The 25,706-nt window shown below is 37.4% G+C and carries 28 protein-coding genes; 26 read left to right on the top strand and 2 right to left on the bottom strand.

All coding sequences use genetic code 11. The features are described from left to right. The first annotated feature begins 32 nt into the window (after window positions 1-32). The 19 genes from ID741_RS03125 (at window position 33) to ID741_RS03035 (ending at window position 16,918) form a co-directional block, all read left to right on the top strand. A complete protein-coding gene (locus tag ID741_RS03125) occupies window positions 33-1,334 on the top strand; it encodes a pyrimidine-nucleoside phosphorylase (RefSeq protein ID WP_438719002.1) in 1,302 nt (433 codons plus the stop codon). 12 nt (window positions 1,335-1,346) lie between these two features. Then, window positions 1,347-2,009: a deoxyribose-phosphate aldolase gene (gene deoC / locus ID741_RS03120; RefSeq protein ID WP_218327039.1), complete on the top strand. Its 663-nt coding sequence runs from the start codon at window positions 1,347-1,349 to the stop codon at window positions 2,007-2,009. Window positions 2,010-2,019: 10 nt separating this feature from the next. Next, window positions 2,020-2,415 (top strand): cytidine deaminase, encoded by a 396-nt coding sequence (locus ID741_RS03115; protein ID WP_438719001.1) that lies wholly within the window; start codon window positions 2,020-2,022, stop codon window positions 2,413-2,415. Window positions 2,416-2,480: 65 nt separating this feature from the next. After that, window positions 2,481-3,581 carry a BMP family lipoprotein gene (locus tag ID741_RS03110; RefSeq protein WP_218327037.1) on the top strand — a complete coding sequence of 367 codons (1,101 nt, stop codon included), beginning with the start codon at window positions 2,481-2,483 and terminating at the stop codon, window positions 3,579-3,581. A 192-nt stretch (window positions 3,582-3,773) separates the two neighbouring features. After that, entirely contained in the window at window positions 3,774-5,306 is a 1,533-nt protein-coding gene (locus ID741_RS03105; protein ID WP_246601554.1) for an ABC transporter ATP-binding protein, read from the top strand. Next, window positions 5,299-6,441, top strand: coding sequence for an ABC transporter permease (locus ID741_RS03100; protein WP_438719000.1), 1,143 nt, complete (start codon window positions 5,299-5,301; stop codon window positions 6,439-6,441). The genes ID741_RS03105 and ID741_RS03100 overlap by 8 nt, the downstream gene beginning before the upstream one ends. Further along, window positions 6,441-7,394, top strand: a complete 954-nt coding sequence (locus ID741_RS03095) for an ABC transporter permease (protein ID WP_218327034.1) — start codon at window positions 6,441-6,443, stop codon at window positions 7,392-7,394. The genes ID741_RS03100 and ID741_RS03095 overlap by 1 nt, the downstream gene beginning before the upstream one ends. An 84-nt stretch (window positions 7,395-7,478) precedes the next feature. Further along, window positions 7,479-8,651 carry a phosphopentomutase gene (deoB, locus tag ID741_RS03090; protein ID WP_218327033.1) on the top strand — a complete coding sequence of 391 codons (1,173 nt, stop codon included), beginning with the start codon at window positions 7,479-7,481 and terminating at the stop codon, window positions 8,649-8,651. Between the two features lie 18 nt (window positions 8,652-8,669). Next, the gene (locus ID741_RS03085; RefSeq protein WP_438718999.1) at window positions 8,670-9,488 is read left to right on the top strand and encodes a purine-nucleoside phosphorylase; all 819 of its coding nucleotides are present in this window, start codon (window positions 8,670-8,672) and stop codon (window positions 9,486-9,488) included. Window positions 9,489-9,537: 49 nt separating this feature from the next. Then, window positions 9,538-10,245: a purine-nucleoside phosphorylase gene (gene deoD / locus ID741_RS03080; protein ID WP_218327031.1), complete on the top strand. Its 708-nt coding sequence runs from the start codon at window positions 9,538-9,540 to the stop codon at window positions 10,243-10,245. Between the two features lie 149 nt (window positions 10,246-10,394). After that, window positions 10,395-11,867 carry a BglG family transcription antiterminator gene (locus ID741_RS03075; RefSeq protein WP_438718998.1) on the top strand — a complete coding sequence of 491 codons (1,473 nt, stop codon included), beginning with the start codon at window positions 10,395-10,397 and terminating at the stop codon, window positions 11,865-11,867. Continuing rightward, window positions 11,854-12,276, top strand: coding sequence for a PTS sugar transporter subunit IIA (locus ID741_RS03070; RefSeq protein WP_438718997.1), 423 nt, complete (start codon window positions 11,854-11,856; stop codon window positions 12,274-12,276). The genes ID741_RS03075 and ID741_RS03070 overlap by 14 nt, the downstream gene beginning before the upstream one ends. 12 nt (window positions 12,277-12,288) lie before the next feature. Then, window positions 12,289-12,600 carry a PTS fructose transporter subunit IIB gene (locus tag ID741_RS03065; RefSeq protein WP_218327028.1) on the top strand — a complete coding sequence of 104 codons (312 nt, stop codon included), beginning with the start codon at window positions 12,289-12,291 and terminating at the stop codon, window positions 12,598-12,600. A gap of 19 nt (window positions 12,601-12,619) precedes the next feature. Next, complete coding sequence (locus ID741_RS03060; RefSeq protein WP_438718996.1) at window positions 12,620-13,069, top strand: fructose PTS transporter subunit IIA; 450 nt, start codon at window positions 12,620-12,622, stop codon at window positions 13,067-13,069. Between the two features lie 18 nt (window positions 13,070-13,087). After that, a complete protein-coding gene (locus ID741_RS03055) occupies window positions 13,088-13,402 on the top strand; it encodes a PTS fructose transporter subunit IIB (protein ID WP_218327026.1) in 315 nt (104 codons plus the stop codon). A gap of 22 nt (window positions 13,403-13,424) precedes the next feature. Next, complete coding sequence (locus ID741_RS03050; protein WP_218327025.1) at window positions 13,425-14,525, top strand: PTS fructose transporter subunit IIC; 1,101 nt, start codon at window positions 13,425-13,427, stop codon at window positions 14,523-14,525. Window positions 14,526-14,546: 21 nt separating this feature from the next. Continuing rightward, window positions 14,547-15,236 (top strand): D-allulose 6-phosphate 3-epimerase, encoded by a 690-nt coding sequence (alsE, locus tag ID741_RS03045; protein ID WP_218327024.1) that lies wholly within the window; start codon window positions 14,547-14,549, stop codon window positions 15,234-15,236. A 98-nt stretch (window positions 15,237-15,334) separates the two neighbouring features. Further along, the gene (locus ID741_RS03040) at window positions 15,335-16,090 is read left to right on the top strand and encodes a helix-turn-helix domain-containing protein (RefSeq protein WP_218327023.1); all 756 of its coding nucleotides are present in this window, start codon (window positions 15,335-15,337) and stop codon (window positions 16,088-16,090) included. 78 nt (window positions 16,091-16,168) lie between these two features. After that, window positions 16,169-16,918: a helix-turn-helix domain-containing protein gene (locus tag ID741_RS03035; protein WP_438718995.1), complete on the top strand. Its 750-nt coding sequence runs from the start codon at window positions 16,169-16,171 to the stop codon at window positions 16,916-16,918. Between the two features lie 10 nt (window positions 16,919-16,928). On the opposite strand, the gene ID741_RS03030 is transcribed toward ID741_RS03035, so the two are convergent. Continuing rightward, window positions 16,929-17,837 (bottom strand): magnesium transporter CorA family protein, encoded by a 909-nt coding sequence (locus ID741_RS03030; protein WP_246601541.1) that lies wholly within the window; start codon window positions 17,835-17,837, stop codon window positions 16,929-16,931. A gap of 118 nt (window positions 17,838-17,955) precedes the next feature. Between ID741_RS03030 and ID741_RS03025 the strand changes: the two genes are divergently transcribed. From ID741_RS03025 to ID741_RS03000, 6 genes are all read left to right on the top strand, one after another. Continuing rightward, window positions 17,956-18,696, top strand: a complete 741-nt coding sequence (locus ID741_RS03025) for an alpha/beta fold hydrolase (RefSeq protein WP_218327021.1) — start codon at window positions 17,956-17,958, stop codon at window positions 18,694-18,696. An 83-nt stretch (window positions 18,697-18,779) separates the two neighbouring features. Next, on the top strand, window positions 18,780-19,967 hold the full coding sequence (locus tag ID741_RS03020) for an iron-containing alcohol dehydrogenase (RefSeq protein ID WP_218327020.1): 1,188 nt from the start codon (window positions 18,780-18,782) through the stop codon (window positions 19,965-19,967). Between the two features lie 139 nt (window positions 19,968-20,106). Beyond that, window positions 20,107-20,589 carry a hypothetical protein gene (locus tag ID741_RS03015; RefSeq protein WP_218327019.1) on the top strand — a complete coding sequence of 161 codons (483 nt, stop codon included), beginning with the start codon at window positions 20,107-20,109 and terminating at the stop codon, window positions 20,587-20,589. Between the two features lie 3 nt (window positions 20,590-20,592). Then, a complete protein-coding gene (locus ID741_RS03010; protein WP_438718994.1) occupies window positions 20,593-21,798 on the top strand; it encodes an efflux RND transporter periplasmic adaptor subunit in 1,206 nt (401 codons plus the stop codon). A gap of 1 nt (window position 21,799) precedes the next feature. Beyond that, a complete protein-coding gene (locus ID741_RS03005) occupies window positions 21,800-22,486 on the top strand; it encodes an ABC transporter ATP-binding protein (RefSeq protein WP_438718993.1) in 687 nt (228 codons plus the stop codon). Beyond that, the gene (locus ID741_RS03000; protein ID WP_218327016.1) at window positions 22,483-23,682 is read left to right on the top strand and encodes an ABC transporter permease; all 1,200 of its coding nucleotides are present in this window, start codon (window positions 22,483-22,485) and stop codon (window positions 23,680-23,682) included. The genes ID741_RS03005 and ID741_RS03000 overlap by 4 nt, the downstream gene beginning before the upstream one ends. A gap of 29 nt (window positions 23,683-23,711) precedes the next feature. On the opposite strand, the gene ID741_RS02995 is transcribed toward ID741_RS03000, so the two are convergent. Then, the gene (locus ID741_RS02995) at window positions 23,712-24,752 is read right to left on the bottom strand and encodes an acyltransferase family protein (RefSeq protein WP_438718992.1); all 1,041 of its coding nucleotides are present in this window, start codon (window positions 24,750-24,752) and stop codon (window positions 23,712-23,714) included. Window positions 24,753-24,817: 65 nt separating this feature from the next. Here ID741_RS02995 and ID741_RS02990 point away from each other — a divergent pair, with 65 nt between their 5' ends. Then, on the top strand, window positions 24,818-25,705 hold the full coding sequence (locus ID741_RS02990; RefSeq protein ID WP_218327014.1) for an alpha/beta hydrolase fold domain-containing protein: 888 nt from the start codon (window positions 24,818-24,820) through the stop codon (window positions 25,703-25,705). The last annotated feature ends 1 nt before the right edge of the window (window position 25,706 follow it).

The raw sequence follows: 25,706 nt of genomic DNA, 5'->3' as shown, positions 1-25,706 counted from the left end.
TATAATGTCACTAAGTTTGGAGGATTTATAAAATGAGAATGGTTGACTTGATCGAAAAAAAACGTGACGGACAGACCTTAACCAAAGAAGAAATTGATTTTATTATTTCGGGTTATACCGAGGAATCAATTCCTGATTATCAAATGAGCGCCTTGTTGATGGCAATATTTTATCAAGATATGACTGATGAAGAGATTACTTCATTAACAATGGCAATGGCAAATTCTGGAGAAATTATTGACTTGTCCTCAATTGAAGGAATCAAAGTAGATAAACATTCAACAGGTGGTGTAGGTGACACGACGACTTTAGTTTTAGCGCCACTCGTTGCTAGTGTCGGTGTCCCAGTTGCGAAGATGTCAGGTCGTGGGTTAGGTTTTACCGGAGGAACTTTAGATAAGTTTGAATCGATTCCAGGATTCAAGATTGAATTATCTGAACAAGAATTTATTGATATTGTAAATAAAAGTAAAGTAGCAGTCATTGGTCAGTCTGGGAATCTCGCACCGGCAGATAAAAAACTATATGCTTTAAGAGATGTAACTGCGACTGTGGATTCAATTCCACTTATTGCCAGCTCAATCATGAGTAAAAAAATTGCGGCTGGTGCGGATGCAATTGTCTTAGATGTGACTACTGGTGAAGGTGCCTTTATGAAAAACATTGATGATGCCAAACGCTTAGCCAAAACCATGGTAAGAATTGGCCATCTAGCTGGCCGTCAGACAATGGCGGTAATTTCTGATATGTCAGAGCCTTTGGGTGAAGCGATTGGAAATAGTCTTGAGATTGTTGAAGCAATCGATACTTTGAAAGGTCAAGGTCCAGAAGACTTAACTGAGATGTGCTACGTCTTAGGTAGTCAGATGGTCGTACTCGCCAAGCAAGCAGACAGCCTAGAAGATGCTAGAAAAATGTTGGAAGAAGCTTTAGCATCAGGTAAGGCTTTAGAAAAATTCCGTGAAATGGTGATTGATCAAGGTGGAGACGTAACTGTAATCGATCAACCAGAAAAACTATTAACAGCAAAATATGAAATTGCCTTGCCAGCAAAAATGTCTGGCTATGTAGAAGAGTTAGTCGCAAATGAAATTGGGATCGCAGCTATGTTACTGGGTGCTGGACGTAAAACCAAAGAAGATGCGATTGATCATGCTGTGGGTATTAAGCTTCACAAAAAAATTGGTGACAAAGTTGCAGCAGGAGAAAGCTTGCTGACAATTTATGCAAATGAAGAAAATGTCGAGAACGTGAAAGAATTGCTATATGACAACATTAAAATTAGCGACCAGTTCACTGAGCCAACATTGATTCATGCAATTATTACAGAATAGGGGATCGTTTTTATGGAATTAAATCGCATGATTGACCACACGTTGTTAAAGGCAGATGCAACCAAAGCTGAAGTGTTAAAAATTATCGAAGAAGCAAAGAAATACCGTTTTTATTCTGTTTGTTTAAATCCAACATGGGTTGAACTAGCAGCCAAAGAATTAAAAGGTGAACCAGTGGCTGTATGTACAGTAATCGGCTTTCCTTTAGGTGCCAACACAACTGCAACAAAAGCGTTTGAAGCCAACGATGCCATTGAAAATGGTGCAGATGAAGTTGACATGGTAATCAATATCGGTGCTTTAAAAGATCAAGATTATGATAAAGTTCAAAAAGATATTGAAGCTGTGGTGGCGGTAGCTAAAGATAAAGCTTTAGTAAAAGTTATTATTGAAACTAGTTTGTTAAACCATGAAGAAAAAATCAAAGCAAGTCAATTAGCTAAAGTAGCTGGTGCTGACTTTGTTAAGACTTCAACAGGCTTCTCAACTGGTGGTGCAACAATTGATGATGTAAAATTAATGAGAGCGACTGTTGGCCCTGAAATGGGTGTGAAAGCTTCTGGTGGTATCCATAATGCAGAAGAAGCTTTGGCAATGATCGAAGCTGGTGCAACACGCTTAGGTGCTAGCTCAGGAGTTGCGATCATGAACGGATTATCTGGTTCAGGTTATTAGGAGATAAAAGATGACAGCGAAACAAGAATGGATTGACGTAGCCGTTGAAGCACTGGATAAAGCTTATGTACCTTATTCGCATTTTCCAGTAGGCGCATGTTTAGTAACAAAAGATGGAAAAATATACCAAGGGCTAAACATTGAAAATGCTTCATATGGATTGAGTAATTGTGCTGAAAGAACCGCCTTTTTCAAAGCTGTTTCTGAAGGCGAAAGAGAGTTTTCACATTTAGTAGTAGCAGGACATACACCAGAAGCGATTTCTCCTTGTGGTGCTTGTCGACAAGTGATGGCAGAATTTTGTGCACCAGAGATGCCCGTAACTTTAATCGGTGATCATGGGGTAAAAAAAGAAATGACCGTAGAACAACTTTTACCATACATGTTTACTGAAAAGGATTTATAAACCATGTTCATTCAGTCTTTTGACTGTTGAAAAAAACCATAATTTATTTAGGAGGCTTTACAGGAATGAAAAAAGCAAAATTATTTGGTCTAGGCGCTGTGGCTCTAGCATCTTTATTGGTACTAGGAGCTTGTGGCGGAGGTAACGACAGTGGAACTGATTCATCAGGTGGCGGTTCAGGCAGTGCAGATGCAGAACACAGTGTGGCAATTGTAACTGATATCGGTGGTGTAGATGACAAATCATTTAACCAAAGCGCGTGGGAAGGTCTGCAAGCTTGGGGTAAAGAACATGACATTAGTCGCGGTACTGGCGGATATGACTATATCCAATCAAATGATGCTTCTCAATATACAACAAATATTGATTCAGCTGTTTCAAACGGCTTCCATACAATCTTTGGTGTAGGTTATCTATTAGCAGATCCAATCACTCAAGCAGCTGATGCTAATCCAAACACAAACTTTGCGATTATCGATTCAGTTATCGAAGACAAAGACAACGTTGTTTCTGTAACATTTAAAGACAACGAAGCAGCTTACTTAGCGGGTGTTGCAGCAGCATATACAACTAAAACTGATAAACTAGGTTTTGTCGGTGGTGAAGAAGGTCAAGTAATCGACCGTTTCCAAGCTGGTTTTGAAAAAGGTGTTGCTGATGCAGCTAAAGAATTAGGTAAAGATATTTCTGTTGATGTACAGTACGCAGCATCATTTGGAGATCCTTCAAAAGGTAAAGCTCTAGCTGCTAACATGTACGACAATGGCGCTGACATTATTTATCATGCTTCAGGTGGTACTGGTGCGGGTGTCTTCTCAGAAGCAAAAGCACGTAACGAAAAAGTGCCAGAAGCTGAAAAAGTTTGGGTTATCGGTGTTGATAGCGACCAACAAGATGATGGTAAATACACAGATTCAGAAGGTACAGAAAGCAACTTCACTTTAACTTCAACACTTAAAGGTGTAGGTACTTCAGTACAAGATATTTCTACTCGCGCATTAAACGATAAATTCCCTGGCGGCGAACACTTAAACTATGGTCTAAAAGACGGTGGGGTATCACTTACTGATGGTTTCTTAACTGACGATGTTAAAACTGCAGTTGACGCAGCTGAAAAACGAGTTGCTGATGGTGAAGTAAAAGTACCAGAAACACCAGGAAAATAATTTATGTACTTTTGGAAAAAGAGACAAAAGCTTTACCAGTTTTTGTCTCCTTTCCTTATTCTTTATTTAGTCAAGCAGTAAAGTAATTACTGTTTGACTAAGGGAAGAATCCCTTTAGGTAAATCTGTTTGCTCAGGTCTAAAAAGTGATAGGATGTGAAAAATAGTGACAGAAGAACAGTATGTCATTGAAATGCGCAATATCACCAAGCAATTTGGCACGTTTAAAGCCAATGACAATATCAATCTAAAAGTTCGCAAAGGCGAAATTCATGCACTGTTAGGAGAAAATGGTGCCGGGAAATCAACCTTAATGAACGTATTGTCAGGCTTATTGCAACCAACTTCAGGTGAGATTTTGATGGATGGACAAAAAGTAGATATCTCTAGTCCAACCAAGGCGAACCAGTTAGGAATCGGGATGGTTCACCAACATTTCATGTTAGTAGAAGCTTTTACAGTAACAGAAAATATTATTTTAGGTAGTGAACTGACGCATTTGGGCATTTTAGACAAGAAAAAAGCCCGTCAGGAAATTTTACGTTTATCTGAAGAGTATGGTTTACAAGTAGACCCTGATGCTTATATTCGTGATATTTCAGTTGGGATGCAACAACGGGTTGAGATTTTGAAAACTTTATACCGGGGAGCCAATGTCTTGATTTTTGATGAACCGACAGCTGTATTAACACCGCAAGAAATTGATGAATTAATCGAAATTATGGGTAGCCTAGTAAAAGAAGGCAAATCGATTATCTTGATTACCCATAAGTTGGATGAAATCAAAAAAGTGGCAGATCGCTGTTCTGTTATCCGTCGTGGACAATCAATCGGGACGGTAGATGTGAAAGATGTTTCTTCACAACAATTGGCTGATATGATGGTTGGTCGTTCAGTTTCCTTTAAAACAGATAAAATACCTGCAACACCAGGTGAAGTTATTCTTTCGATTAAGAATTTATCAGTGAAAGAAAGTCGTGGTTTAGAAGCGGTAAAAAACCTAAGCTTAGATGTTCGTCGTGGTGAAGTGGTCGGAATCGCTGGTATCGATGGAAATGGTCAAAGCGAACTGATTCAAGCAATCACCGGATTGAGAAAAGTAGAAAGCGGCACAGTTACTTTAGGTAGCGAAGACATTACTAATAAACGTCCTCGTAAAATCACCGAAACAGGTGTAGGACACGTGCCAGAAGATCGACACAAATACGGATTAATTTTACCATTGCCATTATCTGAAAATCTTACATTGCAATCATATTATCATGCACCATTTAGTAAAATGGGTGTTTTAAATCACGGTGAAATTGACAAATACGCCAAACGTTTAATCGAAGAATACGACGTCCGTACAACAAGTGAAAAAGCGCCTGCCGGTTCATTATCAGGTGGGAATCAGCAAAAAGCGATTATCGCTCGAGAAGTTGATCGTGACCCAGATTTATTAATTGTGGCACAGCCAACTCGTGGATTAGATGTCGGAGCGATTGAATATATTCATAATCGATTAGTCGAACAACGGGATAAAAATAAAGGTGTGCTGTTAGTCAGTTTTGAACTAGATGAAATTTTAAACGTATCTGACCGTATCGCTGTAATTCATGCCGGTGAAATTGTCGGGATTGTTGATCCGAAAGAGACTTCTGAAAACGAACTTGGTTTATTAATGGCTGGTTATAGTTTAGAAGAAGCACGGAAAGAATTAAAGGCGGGTGAGTCAAATGAATGATCGCCAAGAGCGAATTAGAAATATTTTAGTACCAGTTATTTCAGTTATTTTAGGTTTTGCCTTAGGTGCAGTATTGATGTTAATCTTTGGCTTTAATCCGGTAACGGGTTATCAGGCAATGTTTAACTCTGCTTTCCAGAGCAAGATGTCCATTGGGGAAATTCTTGTTGGCGCAGGCCCCTTGATTTTTACAGCGTTAGGCTTCTCAGTAGCGAATTCAGCGGGATTTTTTAACGTCGGGCTATCAGGTCAAGCATTGTGTGGCTGGGTTGCTAGTATCTGGGTCGCTTTAAGCATGCCAGATACCTCAAAAGCTATTGTATTACCATTAGCAATTATTGCTGGTGCTTTAGCGGGTGCGCTAGCTGCAGCAATTCCTGGTGTTTTACGTGCTTTCTTTGGCACAAGTGAAGTTATCGTTACTATCATGATGAACTATGTGATTTTATATGTAGCCAATCACATTGTTAATAACGTCATGAATCCTGATATTATTTCTAATAAAGGGGTAACCAAAATTATCGGTGCCAACGGCTCGCTTCGAGCACAGTGGTTAACAAATATTTTTGGTGGTTCACGGGTAAATACAGGTTTCATTTTAGCTTTAGTATTCTTAGTATTGGTTTGGTTCTTGATGAAACGAACAACTTTAGGTTTTGAAATTCGTTCCGTTGGTTTGAACCCATTTGCTTCTGAATATGCTGGTATGAGTAGCAAACGTACAATCGTTATTTCGATGGTTATCTCTGGTACTTTAGCTGGTTTAGGTGGCGTGGTTCAAGGGTTAGGAACCTTCATGAATTACTTTGTCCAAGGTTCTTCGATTAGTATTGGTTTTGACGGGATGGCCGTATCGCTATTGGGTAATGGTAGCTCAATCGGAATCTTGTTATCGGCTTTACTATTCAGTGTTTTAAAACTGGGTGGTCAAGGAATGCAGTTCGCTGGTGTACCAAGTGAATTAGCAAATAGTGTTATTCCAATTATTATCTTCTTCGTTGCAATTAAATATATCGTTCAAGTAGGTTTAGCTAGAGTTTCTGGCGGTAAAAAGGAAGAAGCCGTTGTTAAGGAAATTCTAAATGAGGACGAGACCGCGAAAGAACATGAGAATAAAGAAAGGGGCGAATTATAATGAATTTACAAATGCTTAGTTCATTAATTACGCAAACATTGGTTTATTCTGCACCGTTAATTTTAACAGCCCTCGGTGGTGTTTTCTCTGAGCGGAGCGGGATCGTTAACGTTGGTCTAGAGGGAATTATGGTTTTTGGTGCCTTTAGTTCGATTGTCTTTAACTTAAGTTTTGCTGGTCAGTTTGGAGCCTGGACCCCTTGGCTAGGAGTATTAGTCGGCGGTTTGGCAGGGATGTTATTCTCGCTACTACATGCAGTAGCAACCGTCTCATTCCGAGCAGATCACATCATTAGTGGGACTGTAATGAATCTATTGGCGCCACCTTTAACAATATTCTTTATTAAAGTACTTTATAATAAAGGACAAACTGATACAATTTCACATCAATTTGGATATACAAATATTCCTGTGTTAAGTAAGATTCCAGTAATCGGAGATTTATTCTTTGCTTCAACTAGTTTACCGGCTTACTTTGCAATTGCTATTTCTGTTTTAGCTTGGTTTGTCATCTTCAAGACACGTTTTGGTTTACGCTTACGTTCAGTTGGTGAAAATCCACAAGCAGCAGATACTTTAGGGATGAATGTTTACGCCTTACGTTATTCAGGTGTGTTAATTTCTGGTTTCTTAGGTGGTATGGGTGGTGCTGTTTTCGCTCAATCAATCGCTGGACGTTTTGCCGCAACAACGATTGCCGGCCAAGGATTTATCTCACTAGCTGCGATGATCTTTGGTAAATGGAATCCGTTAGGTGCGATGGGAGCGGCTGTTTTCTTCGGCTTTGCCCAAAACTTGAGTATTGCTGGATCAAATTTACCAGTGATTTCACAAATTCCAGATGTGTATTTACAATCAGCCCCTTATGTTTTGACGATTATCGTTTTAGTATTATTCTTAGGTAAAGCCGCTGCACCAAAAGCAGACGGTGTGAACTATATTAAATCAAAATAAGTTTTGTTTTTAAGGGTGGGACTAAGGGACAGCGTTGCTTAGTGTCGCCCTTTTTGTAAATAAAAATGAGAAAGAAGGAAGAATATGTTTAAGCGTATGCACTTAGTAGTTATGGATTCTGTTGGAATTGGTGAAGCACCAGATGCTGATAAATTTAATGATGTTGGTAGCGATACTTTAGGTCATATTGCCAAAGAAGCGGGGCTAAACATTCCTCATTTAGAACAACTTGGATTAGGTTCAATTCGACCATTAGATGGCGTAAAAAATATTACTGATCACGACGGTTATGCGACTAAATTAGAAGAAGTTTCGGTTGGTAAAGACACGATGACTGGTCATTGGGAAATTGCTGGATTAAATATTCAAACACCATTTCGTGTATTTCCTGAAGGTTTTCCGCAAGAATTATTAGACAAAATTTCTGAGTTTTCTGGACGAGGAATTATTATGGGCGCTAACAAGCCTTATAGTGGAACAGAAGTAATTGCTGACTATGGTGAAGAACAAATGAAAACTGGGGATTTAATTATTTATACTTCTGCTGACCCAGTGTTGCAAATAGCTGCTCATGAAGAAATTATTCCGTTAGAAGAACTGTATCGGATTTGCCAATATACTAGAGATATCACAAAGGATGATCCTTATATGATTGGTCGGATTATTGCCCGTCCTTACTTAGGTGAACCTGGTAATTTTACTCGGACAAGTAATCGTCATGATTATGCTTTAGATCCATTTGGTAAAACTGTTTTAGATTCATTGAAAGACAATGGTAAAGATGTAATTGCTGTAGGGAAAATTAATGATATCTTCAATGGTCAAGGAATCACGGATTCTGTCCGTACGAAAAGTAACATGGACGGAGTAGATCAATTATTGAAGGTCATGAAGGAAGATTTTACAGGCTTAAGTTTTACCAACTTAGTAGATTTTGATGCTTTATATGGTCATCGTCGGGATGTTGTCGGCTATGCACATGCGATTGAAGATTTTGATTTAAGAATTCCAGAAATTTTGGATGCACTAGAAGAGGATGATTTATTATTAATTACAGCTGACCATGGGAATGATCCAACTTTCCCTGGAACAGATCATACTCGTGAATATGTACCATTGTTAGTTTACAGCAAAAAAATGCAAGAAAAGGGCCAATTACCACAAGGTTATTATTCTGATATTGCAGCAACAATTGCTGAAAACTTTGATGTACCGGCAACTGAAAATGGCGAAAGCTTCTTAAAACTATTAAAATAAAAAAGGAGACTGACTTATATGACAAGTTTACAAGAAAAACTGCAGCAAACAGCCAGTTATATCCAAGAAAAAGGCGTTAATGAAATTGAATTTGGTTTAATTTTAGGTTCTGGCTTAGGGGAATTAGCTGATGAAATTGAAGATGCGGTGAAGATTGCCTATAGCGATATTCCGTATTTCCCAATTTCAACGGTTGAAGGACATGCAGGGCAGTTGGTTTATGGAACCTTAGCAGGCAGAAAAGTTTTAGCGATGCAAGGACGTTTCCATTTTTATGAAGGTTATCCAATGGAAAGTGTGACTTATCCTGTGCGAGTGATGGCAGCGTTAGGAATTCACTCATTAATCGTAACCAATGCAGCTGGCGGGGTAAATAAAAACTTTGAGCCAGGGAATTTAATGTTGATTAATGATCATATTAATTTCACCGGAACCAATCCTTTAATTGGTCCCAACGATAATGAAATGGGTCCTCGTTTCCCTGATATGAGCCATGCTTACACAGTAGAATACCAAGACGTAGCTAGAGCAGCTGCCAAAAAAGTGGGCTTAAATTTACGTGAAGGGGTTTATATGGGTTTTAGTGGGCCAACTTATGAAACACCAGCTGAAATTCATATGGCTCGCACGATGGGTGCTGATGCTGTGGGTATGTCTACCGTGGCTGAAGTGATTGTTGCAGTTCACAGTGGTTTGAAAGTTTTGGGGATTTCTTGTATTACGAACTTGGCTGCAGGAATGCAAGCTAATTTAAATCATGCAGAAGTTGTCGAAACAACTGAAAGAGTAAAAGAAGATTTCAAATTCTTAGTGAAAGAAACATTGCAGGAACTTTAAAAAATCATGTAGCTAAATCATGATTAAAAATAGTTTTAGGAGGAATACGATGAGCGTTCATATTGAGGCGAAAGCTGGAGAAGTAGCAGATAAAATTTTATTGCCGGGAGATCCATTACGAGCAAAATTTATTGCAGAGAACTTTTTAGAAGATGCAAAAATTTATAATAATGTGCGAGGGATGTTAGGTTATACTGGTACCTATAAAGGCGAACGAGTTTCTGTTCAAGGAACAGGTATGGGGATGCCTTCTGCAGGAATTTATGCACAGGAACTAATTGAATCTTATGGCGTGAAAAAATTAATTCGCGTAGGTACTTGTGGTGCTTTATCAAAAGATGTTCATGTGCGAGACTTGATTATTGCTGAAGGCGCGGTAACGAGTTCATCAATGGTAGCTAAGCATTTTCCAGGCTTCCATTTTACCCCGATTGCTGATTTTGATTTGATGGTAAGAGCTTATAATATTGCTAAAGAGCAAGGTTTTACAACTCATGTGGGAAATGTTTTATCAGAAGATACTTTCTACAAAGATGATTTGAAACCAACTTTTGATTTAGCGAATTACGGTATCAAAGGTGTGGAAATGGAAGCAGCAATTTTATATTACTTAGCTGCTAAGTTTGATGTACAAGCCTTAGCCATCATGACGGTTAGTGATCATATGCTGACTGGTGAGGAAACTACTTCAGAAGAACGCCAAAATACCTTTAAAGATATGATGCATGTTGGTTTAGAAACATTGATTGGTGAATAAAAAAAACTATACTAAGAGTAGTAGGGGACAAACCTATTACTCTTAGTATTTTTTTGTCCGCTAAAAAAATGTCCAGTGCATTGGACATTTATAAGTGAAACGCTTTCTTGAAAGTGCTTTATTATAAAGATATCGAAGGAGTAATAGTTATGAGTAAAAAAGGAAATCGCGAAAAGCAGCTATTATTGTATCTTTCTAACAAGTCAGATTTTGTGACGGGGGAAGAGATTGCCAAACATTTTAATATTTCACCTAAAACGGTCTATCGCTTAGTCAAAAAAATTAATGATGAAGTCACTGATGATATCATGATTTTTTCTGAGAAAGGTCGCGGATTTAAACTAAACTATGAAAAATATTTAGGCAATCCAGTGGTAAAAAGTGAAAAGCAAATAGACTTCACGCCGAAACAACGGAGAGAACGCGTGCTAGAAGCTTTGTTATTAGCGGCACCGCATCCGAAAAAAATTTATGAGTTATTCGATGAGTATTATGTCGGTGATTCAGTGGTGGCCAGTGATGAACAGATTTTGACGAATGAGTTGGCGCAGTATGATTTAGTTTTGGAGCGAAAAAATCGGCAGTTGGCGATCGTCGGAGAAGAGAAAAATATCCGCAAAGCGATTGGCGATGTGATTCAAAACATGAACATTGTTGATATTGAAGAATTGCGCAACAATCAAAGTTTAAACTTCAATAGTTATGATGTTTTGTATATCTTGGATCAACTGCGCAAGATGAAATTGCAAATTCCTTATCCTTATAACGTGAATATTTTTTCTCACTTGTATATTTTAGTCAGTCGTTCTCGTAAATCTTCGCAAATTGTTAAACGAGAAGTGACGACTGAAGAAGAACAAGAGATGGCAAAAGATCCTGAGTTAAAGAAAATTGCTGAAACGGTGATTGATAACATTAGCAAATATATCAATGAGCCGTTACCGGAAAATGAAATTTATCATCTCTATCAATACTTGGTTTCTTCGAGAATTGAAGGGAATAATAAGAAAAACAATCATTTTTCTGACAAAGTGAACGACGTGACTTATTTCTATTTGGAAGAGATGACCAAACGTTTAGGAATTGCGATGGTGAATGAAACATTTTTCAATGATTTTGCTAATCACATAAAACCGATGTTGAATCGTTTAGAAAATCAAATCCGTGTGAAAAATGGCTTATTAGACCAAATTAAAAGTGTCTACGACAATATTTTTCAGCAAGTCACAGAAGTCTCAGTGTTAGCGAGTCAAAAATTTCAACTGGCAACCATCAATGATGATGAAAATGGTTTTATCACGTTGTACTTTGCTCGAGTGTTAGAAACTGATCGGCGACCGATTCCAACTTTGATTATGTGTACTACTGGGATTGGAACTTCGGAATTATTACGAGTCAAAATTGCTAAGAAGTTTCCTGAGTTGGAAATTGTCGATGTTTTGGCCACGAGAGATTACGATCAAACTTCGCAAAATTATGCCGGCGTGGAATTGATTTTATCCACGATTGATTTGAATCAGCAAGTGCCCATCAATAATTTATTAGTTAGTGCGATGTTTTCAAAGGAAGATGAAGAACGGCTGAAAAATAAAATTGAGGAGATTTATCATGAGCGAAAATAAATTATATCAAGTAGCAATGATTGATACGTTTAGCAATGTTCAAGAAATCTATCAGTTTTTAAGTCAGAAAGCTGCGACTACTGCGCCTGAAAAAGTCAGTCAACAGTTAAAAGAGCGGGTGGATTTAGGCAGTATTATGGTGGCGGAAAAAGTTGCTTTGCCCCATATTGAAAGTCCTGATATTTTAACGAGCCAAGTTTTATTAGTGAAGTTGCAGCAAACTTTTGACTGGGAGAAACAAGGAGACGTAGCATTTGTGATTGCCATCTTGCTAAAAGAAAATGAAGCGGTGGAAATCAAAAAAAGAATTGCTTTATTTATTCGAAAATTAGCTGATGATGAATTTGTCGAAAATTTGTTGGCAGCCAATCATATCAAACAAATAACTGAAATAGTTGGAGAAATTTAGGAGGAATCATTTATGAAAATCGTCGGAGTAGCAGCATGTACCGTGGGAATTGCCCATACATATATCGCACAAGAAAAATTAGAAAACGCTGGTAAAAAAGCCGGCTATGATATTCAAGTAGAAACACAAGGAACCATCGGTGTGGAAAACGAATTGTCAGATGAACAAATTAAAGAAGCAGACGTCGTGATTTTAGCAGTGGATGTAAAAATTTCTGGTCGCGAACGTTTTGAAGGCAAACGCATCATCCAAGTACCAACTGAAGTAGCAGTAAAATCACCAAATAAATTAATTGAGAAAGCCGCTGAAGTTGTTGCGGGATAATTATTAGGAGGAGAACAAAATGGAAATGACCGAAATTTTAAACAAAAATTTGATGAAAACTAATATGAATGCAAAATCTAAAGATGAAGTTTTACATGAATTAGCAGAATTATTGTTGGCCAATGGCAACATTACCGACATCGAAGGTTTTATCAAAGATATTTACGCGCGAGAAGCAGAAGGCCAAACAGGAATCGGAAATTATGTCGCAATTCCTCATGGAAAAAGTGCTTTTGTAAAAGACGTTGGTGTTGCAATCGGTATTAACAACGAAGAAATTCCATGGGAAACTTTAGATGGCAAAGGCGTTAAAGGAATTATTTTATTTGCTGTTGGAGATGACGTTGAAGCCGCTAAAGATCACTTAAAATTATTAGCAATGTTTGCCCGCAAATTAGGTAATGATGAAGTCGTAGCAAACTTATTACAAGCCAAAGATCAAGACGCAATCGTTACGGCCTTTGTCTAAAAATTGGAGGAATCATTGATGAAAATTGTCGGAGTAGCAGCATGTACCGTGGGAATTGCCCATACTTATATTGCGCAAGAAAAATTAGAAAATGCCGGAAAAAAAGCCGGTTATGAGATTCAAGTGGAAACGCAAGGAACAATTGGTGTGGAAAATGAATTATCACCAGAACAAATCAATGAAGCAGACGTGGTTATTTTAGCGGTAGATGTAAAAATTTCTGGTCGGGAACGTTTCGAGGGCAAACGCATTATCCAAGTTCCAACAGAAATTGCCGTGAAATCACCTAACAAACTTATTGAAAAGGCGGCCGAAGTGGTGGCACAAGCATAATATACTCTAGGGGGAAACAAAAATGGAACTTATCAAACGGTTAAATTTAAAAGGACACTTGCTGACGGCGATCTCTTATTTAATCCCGATTGTCTGTGGCGCAGGTTTTCTAATTGCCATTGGGATGGCTTTTGGCGGAAGTAACCAATCAGCTTTAGTACAAGGAGAATTTTCAATCTGGGATGCTTTAGCAACGATGGGAGCAGCTGGTTTAGGATTATTACCAGTCGTGATTGCTACCGGAATTTCTTATTCGATTGCAGCGAAACCAGGGATTGCACCAGGTTTTATCATCGGTTTGACAGCAAACGCAATCAGCGCTGGATTTATCGGCGGTATCATTGGTGGTTACATGGCGGGTTGGTTAGTATTGGCCGTCTTAAAATATGTAAAATTACCAAACTGGGCAAAAGGTTTGATGCCAACTTTAGTAGTACCATTTTTAACATCAATTGTCGGCGGATTAATCATGGTATACATTATCGGGATTCCAATTGCCGCATTTACTAATTTATTAACGGACTTATTAAATGGTTTAGGTTCTTCGTCATTATTAATTTTTGGTGCAGTTGTCGGGATTTTAAGTGGTGTCGATTACGGTGGACCAATCAACAAAACAGTTTTCGCTTTTGTATTAACGATGCAAGCAGAAGGGTTGAATGGACCAATTACTGCATTACAACTAGTCAATACTGCCACACCAATCGGTTTCGGTTTAGCTTATTTTATTGCGAAATTATTTAGAAAAAATATTTATTCTTCAGTGGAAGTTGAAACTTTAAAATCTGCCGTACCGATGGGTGTAATCAATATTGTCGAAGGTGTTATTCCTTTAGTAATGAATGATATTGTTCGTAGTGTTGTCGCAACTGCAATCGGTGGTGCAGCAGGTGGTGCCGTATCAATGGTCTTAGGTGCCGATGCAACAGTTCCATTTGGTGGTGTCTTGATGATTCCAACCATGTCGCGTCCAATGGCTGGCGTGATGGCGCTCTTAGTAAATATTGTAGTGACCGCTGTAGCATTAGCGGTGATTAAGAAAAATGTACCGTTAGAAGAATTAGATACAGCGGTAGAAGTGGAAGAAGATGAAATTAGTTTAGACGATATTCAAATTTTCTAAAAAAATGAAGCGAGGTTAAGTATGAACAAAGTAGAATTTTCACCATCATTAATGACGATGGACTTAGATAAATTTAAAGAACAAATTACTTTTCTAAATGATAAGGTAGATTCTTATCACATTGATATTATGGACGGTCATTATGTGCCAAATATTACTTTATCACCGTGGTTTATTGATGAAGTACGCAAAATCAGTAGTTTACCAATGTCAGCACACTTGATGGTGACAAATCCAAGTTTTTGGGTAGATCAATTAGTTGCTCAAAAATGTGAATGGATTTGTATGCATGCTGAAGTTTTAGATGGCATGGCATTTCGTTTAATCGATCAAATTCATGATGCAGGTTTAAAAGCAGGAATTGTTTTAAATCCAGAAACACCGATTGAAACAATTTTTCCATATATCGAATTGTTGGATAAAATTACCATTATGACAATTGATCCAGGTTTTGCTGGACAACGCTTTATCGAAAGTACCTTAGATAAAATTGTTGCTTTACGGGAATTACGAGAAGAAAAAGGTTACAAATATGTTATCGAAATGGACGGTTCATCAAATCGGAAATCATTCAAACGAATTGATGCAGCCGGACCAGACATCTATATTGTTGGTCGCAGCGGTTTATTTGGACTAGATGATAAGATTGAAAAATCTTGGGAAATCATGAAAAAAGATTACGAAGATATGACTGGGAAAGCACTAATATAACCTTTAGATTGGATTGAAAGTTAAATAACTTTTGATCCAGTCTTTTTTTACTTTTAGGGGATAAAAAAGTTTATAATGAAAGCAGGAGAGTGATAGTTGTGCGTTTAGGGGAGTTGTTACAAATATATCGGACAAAAGCTGGCTTGACCCAAGTTGAATTGGCGCAGCAGCTTTTTGTGACGCCACAAGCTATTTCGAAATGGGAAAAAAATTTAGCTGTGCCTTCGATTGATAATTTAATCGCGTTAAGTGAAGTGTTTAACCTTTCGATTGATGAGCTTTTACGGGGGAGTCCCTTTTTTAAAAAGCCTTATGTCGTGGGGAAAAAATTTACTATGAAACGATTGCGAAATTTTTTGCTTTTAGATGTATTAGTCACGGGTTTTTTGATTGGTTTCCGAATCGATTTATGGTTAGCGGGTGTGATCTACTTTATCATAATTTCTGGTATGATTCTTCCGTTTTTGATTCGAGATTATTGGGTGATTGATCAAAAGGAAATTTATCAAGTAGGTTATTCAAGCGTTCCTTTTTGGGGAATGTTTCAATTAATAATGCGTAAAGCTAAAGTAACAAGAATCATCTATACTGAGATGGCCGAAGCTAAGATACGTTATACTAAAAAAGCTCGTTTTTCCGTTGTAGATGTGAGTGCGGATCCGATGTATTTAGACGTTACAAAAAAAGATGGCAAGTTTGTTTCGTTTGATTTGTTGAATCAGCCTCGAGATTATCTACCTCAATTTGTGATGTTTTTAGAGCATCGAGGCGTGAAGGTCAAGGACGATGACGAGATTGTTGAGTTATTGTTAAAAGATGTTTCTCTCTATGAAGAATTCCATAAAGCTGATTAAATCGCCAATCAACTGTCAGTTGATTGGTTTTTTTATCTTATAGGCTTATTATTTAATTGAATAAAGGAGGGGGAAAAGATGTTAGGAGATTTGATTTTAAAAAGACAAGCAGTTTTACATCTCTCAACTGAGGAATTGGCGAGTGATTTACATGTGGAAGTAGCATTTGTTGAAAAATGGATAAAAAATCAAGCTATTCCAACCAAGGTTGAACTGGAAAAATTATGCACTACACTAGATGTATCTTATGATGAACTAATTGACCAATTAAAACTACCTTATACAGTGGGTCATTTTTTTAGCGGGGTTTCTTTGTTATTTTTTCTTTTAATTGCTGGATTTATTACAGCTAGTTTTATGCAATTTGATTTTACGCATTTGTGGTTTATCTGGTTAGTATTGATGTTGTTGCTTTCTATTTTTGGCTTGGCGGCCTTGATTCGAAACTATTGGGTGATAGAAGCAAAACAAATAGTGGTTCACGAATTTTCTTACACGCCTTTAGTTGTTCAATATCAAAGATTGACTAATACAGAGAAGAAAATAATTATTCCTTATGAAGAAATTGATACTGCCTGTTTGTCTTACACCAAAAGACCCCGTTTTTCAGCATTTGATATTTGGTTTTCCGACCCGATTGATTTAGTTATTACGACAAAAAATAATCAAACCTATAGTTTAAGTATCTTAAGTAAACCACGGGACTTTTTACCACAGTTGTTAGTTTTACTAAGCTCTTATGGTGTGAAAATAGAAGACCCACAAAATCTTCTATATTTAATGTTTAGTGGTGCTTCACTCTACGAAGAAATTCACAAAGAAAAATAGCAGATCTGGTTTATTTTAAGATCTGCCGCAAAATAAAGGAAAAACCAAACCAGCCAACAACACTAATGATAATAATGAACCACCAACCGGACAAATCATGCTCAAAGGGCAAGGGTACATTCATGCCAAAAAAACCAGTAACGATGGTGGGAATGGTCAATAATAAAGACAAGACAGTTAAGATTTTCATAGTGTCATTTAAATTATTATTCAAAATATTGTTATAGGTTCCAGAGATACCGTGTAAAATTTCTGAGGCCAATTCAGTCATTTCAACTAGTTGTTTAGCTTCGATTAAAGTGTCTTCTAGTTGTTCTCTTTCGATGGCATTAATCGAATGGTAAATAGGATTGGTTTTGATTTGTTCTAGCAGAACCGTATTCTGTTTAGCAGCTGAAATTAAATAAACAATCCCGGTTTCTAAATCGGATAAAGCTAGCAAATTATTTTTGCTAGTTTTTTCTTTTAAGCGATTGCTAATCAATTGGCGATCAGCATTCATTTCTTCTACCATTGGAAAATACAAATCAGAAATAATAAATAAAATCGTAAAAAGAAATTTATACAAAGACAAATCTGGATGTTTCATCAATAAATTTTTGATAGTTTCGACCAAATAACCATTTTCTTGGTTGGAAATAGTGATTAGATTTTGTCCTCGAACTAAAAAAGTTAGCGGAACCGTCTCATAGTGATTATAAATTTTTTTCAATTTCGGTACATTGTAGATCAAGATAAACATTTGTAGCTGATCGTCATATTCTACCCGTGCACGTTCATTTTTATCGAGGGCATAATTTAAGACCTCTTCGTCAATGCCGTATTCTTGATAAACTTTTGAATCCTCACCAAATGTATCAGAATCTAAATTAATCCAGTTAAAATTTTGTGCTTTTGCGGTTGTCATTTTTTTTGTCATTTTCTCACCTCATCAAATCCTGTCCCAGTATAGCAGGAGTTTGTAATCTGCGCTAAGATTTGTCCTAATCGATATTCTTAGTTACAATTTAAAAGAAGACGAAGAGGTGAAATATAATATGAAAATTGCTGTACGCAGACGAATGGTGGGAAATATTCCTTTACTAGAAGTAGTACCAGAAGAGTATGTTCACACACCGCTGCCATTAGTGATTTATTATCATGGCTGGCAAACGGCAAAAGAATTGGTTCTGACTCAAGGACGAAAACTTGCTAAACAAAAAATGCGAGTGCTTTTACCTGATGCTCCTAATCATGGTGAACGCAGACAAGCAGTTTCTAAGATTCCATCGCTGACCTTTTTTGATAGTATTCAAGGTAATTTGTTTGAGTTTGGTTACATAGTGGATTATTTTAAAAAATTAGATTTAGTTACAGCACAGATTGGCGTTGGTGGTGTTTCGATGGGTGGGATGACTACTTGCATGTTATTAACTCAACATCCGGAGATAAATGTCGCAGCTTGCGTAATGGGCTCGCCAGCACCTTTGACATATCGTGCACGGATTGAAGAACATGCCAGTCAATTGGGTTTTTATTTACCAAAGGATTATCGAAAATTATTGGCTTGGATTGAAGAGTATGATTTGTCACAACAACCAGAAAGCTTAGCTGGTCGTCCGTTACTATTTTGGCATGGTCGAGAAGATGAAAAAATTCCTTATGAGGATGTAGCAACATTTGTATCGGGAAATCCACAAGAAAATGTGATTTTTGAAAGTGCCGATGAGCGGCATATGGTTAAAGGACAAACGATGGACCAAATTACAGATTTTTTCCACGAAAATCTATTTGGTTAATTTGTTGAAAATTTTGGATGTATGATACAATTTTAAAGAAATCAATGAATCCAGTTTTTCAATTTGAAGAGGAGGCAACAACCATGGAAAATTTTAATTTTCATGTAACAACTGATATCCGTTTTGGAAAAGATCGCTTAGACGAACTGCCAACAGTATTAAACGAATTTGGGAAAAGAGTTCTGATTGTTTATGGCGGCGGTAGTATTAAGAAAAATGGTTTGTACGATAAAGTGGCTAACGAACTAAAAGAAAACGGCAATACAGTGTTTGAATTAGCGGGTGTTGAACCTAACCCACGGGTGACAACGGTTGAAAAAGGAGCAGAAATTTGTCGTCAAGAAAAGGTTGATGTGATTTTAGCGATTGGCGGCGGTTCTGTTATTGATGCTGCTAAAGTAATTGCGGCAGCAGCTTTCTATCAAGGCAGTGCTTGGGATTTAGTGTTGGAAAGAAAAGGTTTTGCAGGTCCAGCACTTCCTTTAGTGACGATTTTGACTTTGGCGGCGACAGGTTCGGAAATGAATACTAATGCTGTAATTACTAACTGGAAAACCAAGGAAAAGTTAGGAACAGCCGGTCCATCGATGTTGCCGAAAGCTTCTTTCTTAGATCCACAAAATACCTTTACCGTAAATCAATATCAAACCGCAGCAGGTTCGGCTGATATTATGAGTCATTTAATTGAAAATTATTTTAATAAAACTGAGGGAACCGATGTGCAAGATTTTGTAGCTGAAGGAATTATGCGTGCAGTGATAAAAAATTGTCCAATCGCTTTGAAATATCCAGATGATTATGATGCGCGAGCAAATCTTATGTGGGCAAGTTCGTTAGCATTAAACGGCCTGACTGGTAATGGAAAACAAGGGTCTTGGTCGTGTCATGCAATTGAACATGAATTAAGTGCCTTTTATGATATTACGCATGGGATCGGCTTAGCAATTATTACCCCTCGTTGGATGGAATATGTCTTAAATGAGCAAACAGCTGGCAAATTGGCTCAGTTTGCCCGTAATGTTTTCGGTGTTGAAGAAAGCGTTGATCGGATGGCTGCAAGAATGGGTATTCAAAAGTTATATGATTATTTTAAGGCATGTAAAATTCCGATGACATTACCAGAAGTTGGTATTGATGATGAGAAATTTAGTTTGATGGCCAAACAAGCTGTAGCTCATAGTAGCATTGATAAAAATGGTTATGTACCATTAGATGAAGCTGCTGTGGAAGAAATTTTACGCCAATCTTTAGTAGAAAGAAACTTCGAATAAGCAAATAAATTTTAACAGATCTCAAATTGGGGTCTGTTTTTTTGTTATCTTTATTTTATTGTCTGAATATTGATTATTTTTAACGAGAATGTTGTGGTAAAATAGGAAAATATTAAATATTTTTAAGGGGAGTTTATAAATGGAAGAGTTGCAAAAACATTTAAAAAAGGTAAAAACTTGGAATATGGTTTTATTGGTAATCGAATTAATTGTAACAATTATTAGTTTGATAGGTTTACCAACAGTAATAAATCCTAATCGTGATATGTATTACAGTTTAGGTAGTGCTGGAGAAATATTGTATAAATACCTCCAAAGTCCCATGACAAAAGTGATTACGATTGTTAGTGTAATAATATCAATTGTGATTGTCATTTTATTTGTGAGAGCAAACAAAACATTGAAAGAAGGCAATGCACCAGCTAAATGGCCATATTATTTAAAGATCGGCTGGAGCATAATCAATACTGTAATCACTTATTTAACACAACCAAATGTGAATATTACTGGCGCTCAGACTTCAATTGCTTCAGTGCTTCCTAGTCTTATTTTTCAAATTATTTTATTAGTCCCAGCAGTCATTGTAATCATCCAATTGTTTAAAATTGAACCAGAGGAGTAAAACATGAAAAAAATTAAACGACCATCATTAAAAAAACCATTAACGAAAAAACAAAAAATTCGTTACAGTATCATCGGGGGAGTGGTTTTATTAGTCTTGTTGATTGGGGCTGTAATCTTCTCTCAGACCCGCAGTCAAACCACAGAAGACACTTATGATACTGTGGAGCTGAAAAAAGCAGATGATCTGACCTTTAAAGGTGTGGTGGAAGCAACCACTACTCAAGATTATTATATGGACCAAAGTTTAGGAAAAATTACTACGATTAATGTAACTGATGGACAAGAAATTGCAGAAAATACGGTTTTATTAACTTATGAAAATCAAGAATATCAAAACCAAGCAGAACAACAAAGCGAAACGATTGCTAAGTTGACCCAAGCAGTTACAAGTGCCCAAGAAAGTTTAGCTGCAGCTCAAACGCGACAAGCCCGTGCACAACAACAAGTAAACGAAGCTACTAATAATTATAATGTGACGAGTGACCCTACTCAAAAAGAAATGTACAAGCAAGAAAGAGACCAATATCAAGCATCATTGGAAACAGCACAAGATGGTGTTTTACAAGCTCGTCAAGCATTGGATCTAGCTAATGTTGATCTTAATTCTGCTAACCAAAGTGTCGCTCAAGCACAACAAAAAGTGACACAAACGGTGACTAGTAATTCAGCTGGTAAGGTCTACGTCAATGAAAAAGGAAAAAATGATGCTACGACACCAGTTGTTCAAGTGATCAGCGATGAAGTTTCAATCGAAGGAACGGCAACAGAATATGATTATTCACGTTTGCAACAAGATCAGAGTGTGATCATTCGTCCGAATGTAACCGATCAAGAAATTGCCGGGACAATCACTCGAGTTGGGCAGTTACCTGAACAGGCACCAGCTACTACAACACAAGCAAGTTCTGGTAGTAGTGTTTCAAATTATAGCTTTACCGTAAAACCAGCTGAAAATCTTCAGTATGGCTACAATGTACAAATTTCTTTACCAGTCGATGAGATTCGTCTGCCGAGAAAAGCTGTAGTAAATGCTGACGACGAACAATACGTTTATTTAGTTAAAGATGGCAAAGCGAAACGAACAAAAGTCGAAACAGAAGATAGAGACGGCTATTTAATCGTAGTCAGCGGTTTGAAAGAAAATGACCGTATTGTGTCAAATCCCGATAGTGAGATTTCTGATGGTCAAACATTGGCGGTGAACTAAAATGATTGAATTAAAACACGTTAACAAGTATTACCGCAATGATGAAGAGGAACTACATGTTTTAAAAGATATTAATATGTCGGTTGAAGCTGGTGAAATGATTGCTGTCATGGGCCCATCTGGTTCGGGTAAATCGACTTTGATTAACACATTGGGCTTTATTGATACAAAATTTGACGGCGAATACTTGTTTGAAGGAGAAAACTTAGTAACTTCTTCTGATGATCGGCTATCAAAAGTTCGGAATCAAATCGTCGGTTTTGTCTTTCAGAATTTTAGTTTAATTGAAAATAATACCGTTTATGAGAATGTTGAATTGCCACTTTTGTATAATGGCTACGGGTTTCATGAGACTAAAGAAAGAGTTATGGATGCTTTAGCTAAAGTTGGGATTGCTGATAAAGCTGATAAACATCCCAAACAACTTTCTGGGGGGCAACAACAGCGGGTTGCAATTGCGCGGGCTTTGATAAATCAGCCTAGTTTTATTATTGCTGATGAGCCAACCGGTGCATTAGATACGCATACCTCAACTGAGATTATGGAACTTTTCCGTGAGTTGAATCGCAAAGAAAGTGCGACAATTTTTCTAGTGACCCACGATCCGGAGGTTGTTCCTTACTGTGACCGTCTGATTAGTATTCGTGACGGGGCAATTATTGAAGATCGGGCGGTGATTCATGAGTGAAACTTTATGTAAACTGGCGGTCATCTCTAGGATCGATCTTTAAAAATAAAAAAAGAAGTGCTTTAACAATGTTCGGGATTGTGATTGGGATTGCGGCGGTAATAGCAATTTTGTCAATCGGTCGTGGTTTTGAAAAAGATACCATTGAAAGTTTGACACCTAACGAGTCTGAAGAAATTGAAATTAATTTACAATTTGCACCTGATGATCCAGCGTTATATTACTCCAATATGGATTTGATTCAAAGTTCAGATTTTTCTTTGTTGGAGACAATTGATGGTGTGGAAAAAGTTAGCTATCCTAAAACAGATTTGGAATATATCTATCAAGATATTAATGTTCGTGGGAAAACTCGTAATAAACGAATCGGTGCCATTACCAGTAATGGGAAAAGTGTCCAAAGTGGTCGTAAATTAACTAGTTATGATAATCAAGTGGGCAACAAAGTAATTACAATTGATGCCGATACGGCCAAGGATTTATTTAGCCATGCAAATTCTGCCGTTGGTCGTGGACTGGAAATTAACGGGGAGGTTTATACGATTGTTGGTGTGTATCCGACAGGTGCGGGGATGACGATGTTTTCGGCAGAGGAAGCCAGCATTGAGATGCCTAAAAAAACCTACGAAAAATTCTTCCAAAACGTTCAAGAAACTAGCGCGGTTGTTTTAACTTTGGATTCAGCAGCCAAACCTTCTCAAGTAACTGATAAAGCCGTAAAACTTTTAGAAAAAAATGGTGCCCTGCGAGATCAAGGAACCTACAGTGTTTCTGATATGGCGATGATGACGGATGGCATCAGTAGTGTTTTAAATACGATTACTTTATTCATTAGTGCCGTAGCAGGTATTTCATTATTTATTGCTGGTGTCGGTGTTATGAACATGATGTACATTTCAGTTTCTGAACGAACCAAGGAAATCGGAATTCGCCGTGCTTTAGGCGCTACACGAGGTGCGATTCGCACGCAATTCTTACTAGAAGGAGTGACCTTAACTTTAGTAGGTGGTTTTATTGGCTATCTATTAGGTATGATTGTCGCTTATGCAATTGGTAGTGCAATGGATATTTCTGTTTCAGTAGACTTCTTTACAGTTGCGTTAGCAGTTGGTGTCTCTGGTGGAATTGGGTTAATCTTCTCAGTTATGCCAGCATCAGAAGCAGCTAAGAAAGATTTAATTGATATTTTAAGATAAAAAGTAGTAGCTGATGAAAAATTCATCAGCTACTCTTTTTTTTCGGGCATAATAAAATGTAAAATACGAGCAATCGTTTTGTTTAAGGTAACGGTTACTTTTGGTCGCGATAAAATGTATAAAATACCGGCAGAACCAGCTACGATCAAACCGAGATGGATCCAAGGATTACGGACACTCTGAGTAAATTGGACTAAGGGTGCGACGAGATAAATATGCAACAGATAAATTGCCAAGGTTTTTTGCCCCCAAGAAGAAAAAAAGTGGGGTTTGTTATTAGCCAAGCTTAAAAAGGCAAAGATAAAGGCAAAACCAACAATATACAATAAAATATCGGCAATTAAATTTTGATACAGCGGTAAGGTAAAAAGATTATAAGCGCGATCGCCCCATAAAATTTCTGGTGGTAGATGACTTTGCACCCAGAAATAAGCAATTACAATACCAGCGATAATCACGCCGACACTGATGGGCTTATTCCATTTAATATTGCGAATACGGGCGATTTTTTCTGAAGTAGTATAATAACCGGCTAAAAAGTAAGGCAGAAAGCTTAATGTTCTTGCCATGGCCATATACGTTCCAAATTCGGTGAGGAACCCAGAAAAAATACCAACGATAAAGCTTAACAATAAAATGCGCCGCACCTTCACTAAATCTGGCAATAATAATCGCCAGATGAACATGCAATACAAATACCAGAGGGTCCATCCAGGGCTTAGTATCATGATGGCTTGAATTTTACCCATCAGTAATAAAATAATGCTTAAAACTAAATTCAATAATAAATAAGGGATTAAAAAAGCTTCAACCGCAGTTTTTCGCCCCTTAGCTAAATTTTTTGAAAAGTAGCCAGAAATAAAAATGAAAGCTGGCATGTGAAATAGGTAAATAAAGACGTAAAAAAATTCACCAATCGGGCTATCTAAGCGAAAATATTCTAACGCGTGTCCTAAAACAACCAACGAAATTAAGACACCACGAATATTATCAAACGACAAATCCCGTCCATTTTTTTCGATAGCAGATTCTCCTTTCCCCTTTAATAGTATGGTAAAATGAAGAAACATTTTTCTTTTACTATTTTAGCACGAGCGGCTAAAAAATACTCTAGTTGATTGTCAGGAGGTATGCAATGCGTTATTCCGCTAAATTTGTTAAAGGCTTATTTAAAGTCTTAAATATGAAAAAAATTGTAGGAATCTCTATGATTGATCCACCTAAGCGCCGCAATATTATCGCCAAACAATTAAAGCGGATCGATATTCCGCAAAAGGTTCAAAGTCTTGATGGTCATCAGTTGATTACGTTATTACCGGCCCATCCGACGAAGCGCCACGTCTTTTATTTGCATGGTGGCGGTTATGCTTTAGAAGCTTCACCTTTTCATAAAAATTTACAAGAACGTTTTGTAAAAAGATATAATTTAAAGGTCAGCTATTTTGACTATCCTTTAGCACCAGAAAATACTGCTGAAAAAACTTTACCGTTGACAGAAAAAGCTTTTCGTCATTTAAATTTTCTCTATCCAGATGACAAGTTCTATTTGTTTGGTGATTCGGCTGGTGGCGGTTTAGCAATGAGTCTGGCACAATTATTACGGGACATCGATTTGGAACAGCGTCCGGAAAAAATTGCTTTGGTTTCTCCGTGGTTAGATGCAACAGTTAGTGATCCGCGATCTAATGAATTGCAAGAAAAAGATGTTTTGTTAGAAAAAGACTTGTTAACTGAAGCTGGGGAAAACTATGCTGGAACTTGGGCAGTGACTGATCCGCGGGTTTCACCAATTTATGGCAATTTTGACGATTTGGGTCGGTTGTTTGTAATTGCTGGAACGGATGAAATTTTATATCCTGATGTTTTACGTTTGCAAGAGCGAATTAAACGGAGTGAAAATACAGAGATGACATTGACGGTGGTTCCCGATATGATGCATGATTTTGTGGTTTATCCCCTAAAAGAATCATTGACTTACATCGATCAAATCGGTGAATTTTTTAGTGAGAAACAGGAGAAATAAT

This window comes from Enterococcus sp. AZ103 (assembly GCF_051714685.1).
In the GTDB taxonomy this organism is placed as follows: domain Bacteria; phylum Bacillota; class Bacilli; order Lactobacillales; family Enterococcaceae; genus Enterococcus_A; species Enterococcus_A alishanensis.
The sequence above is the reverse complement of the archived record's forward strand: the minus strand, read 5'-3'. Positions and strand labels throughout refer to the sequence as shown.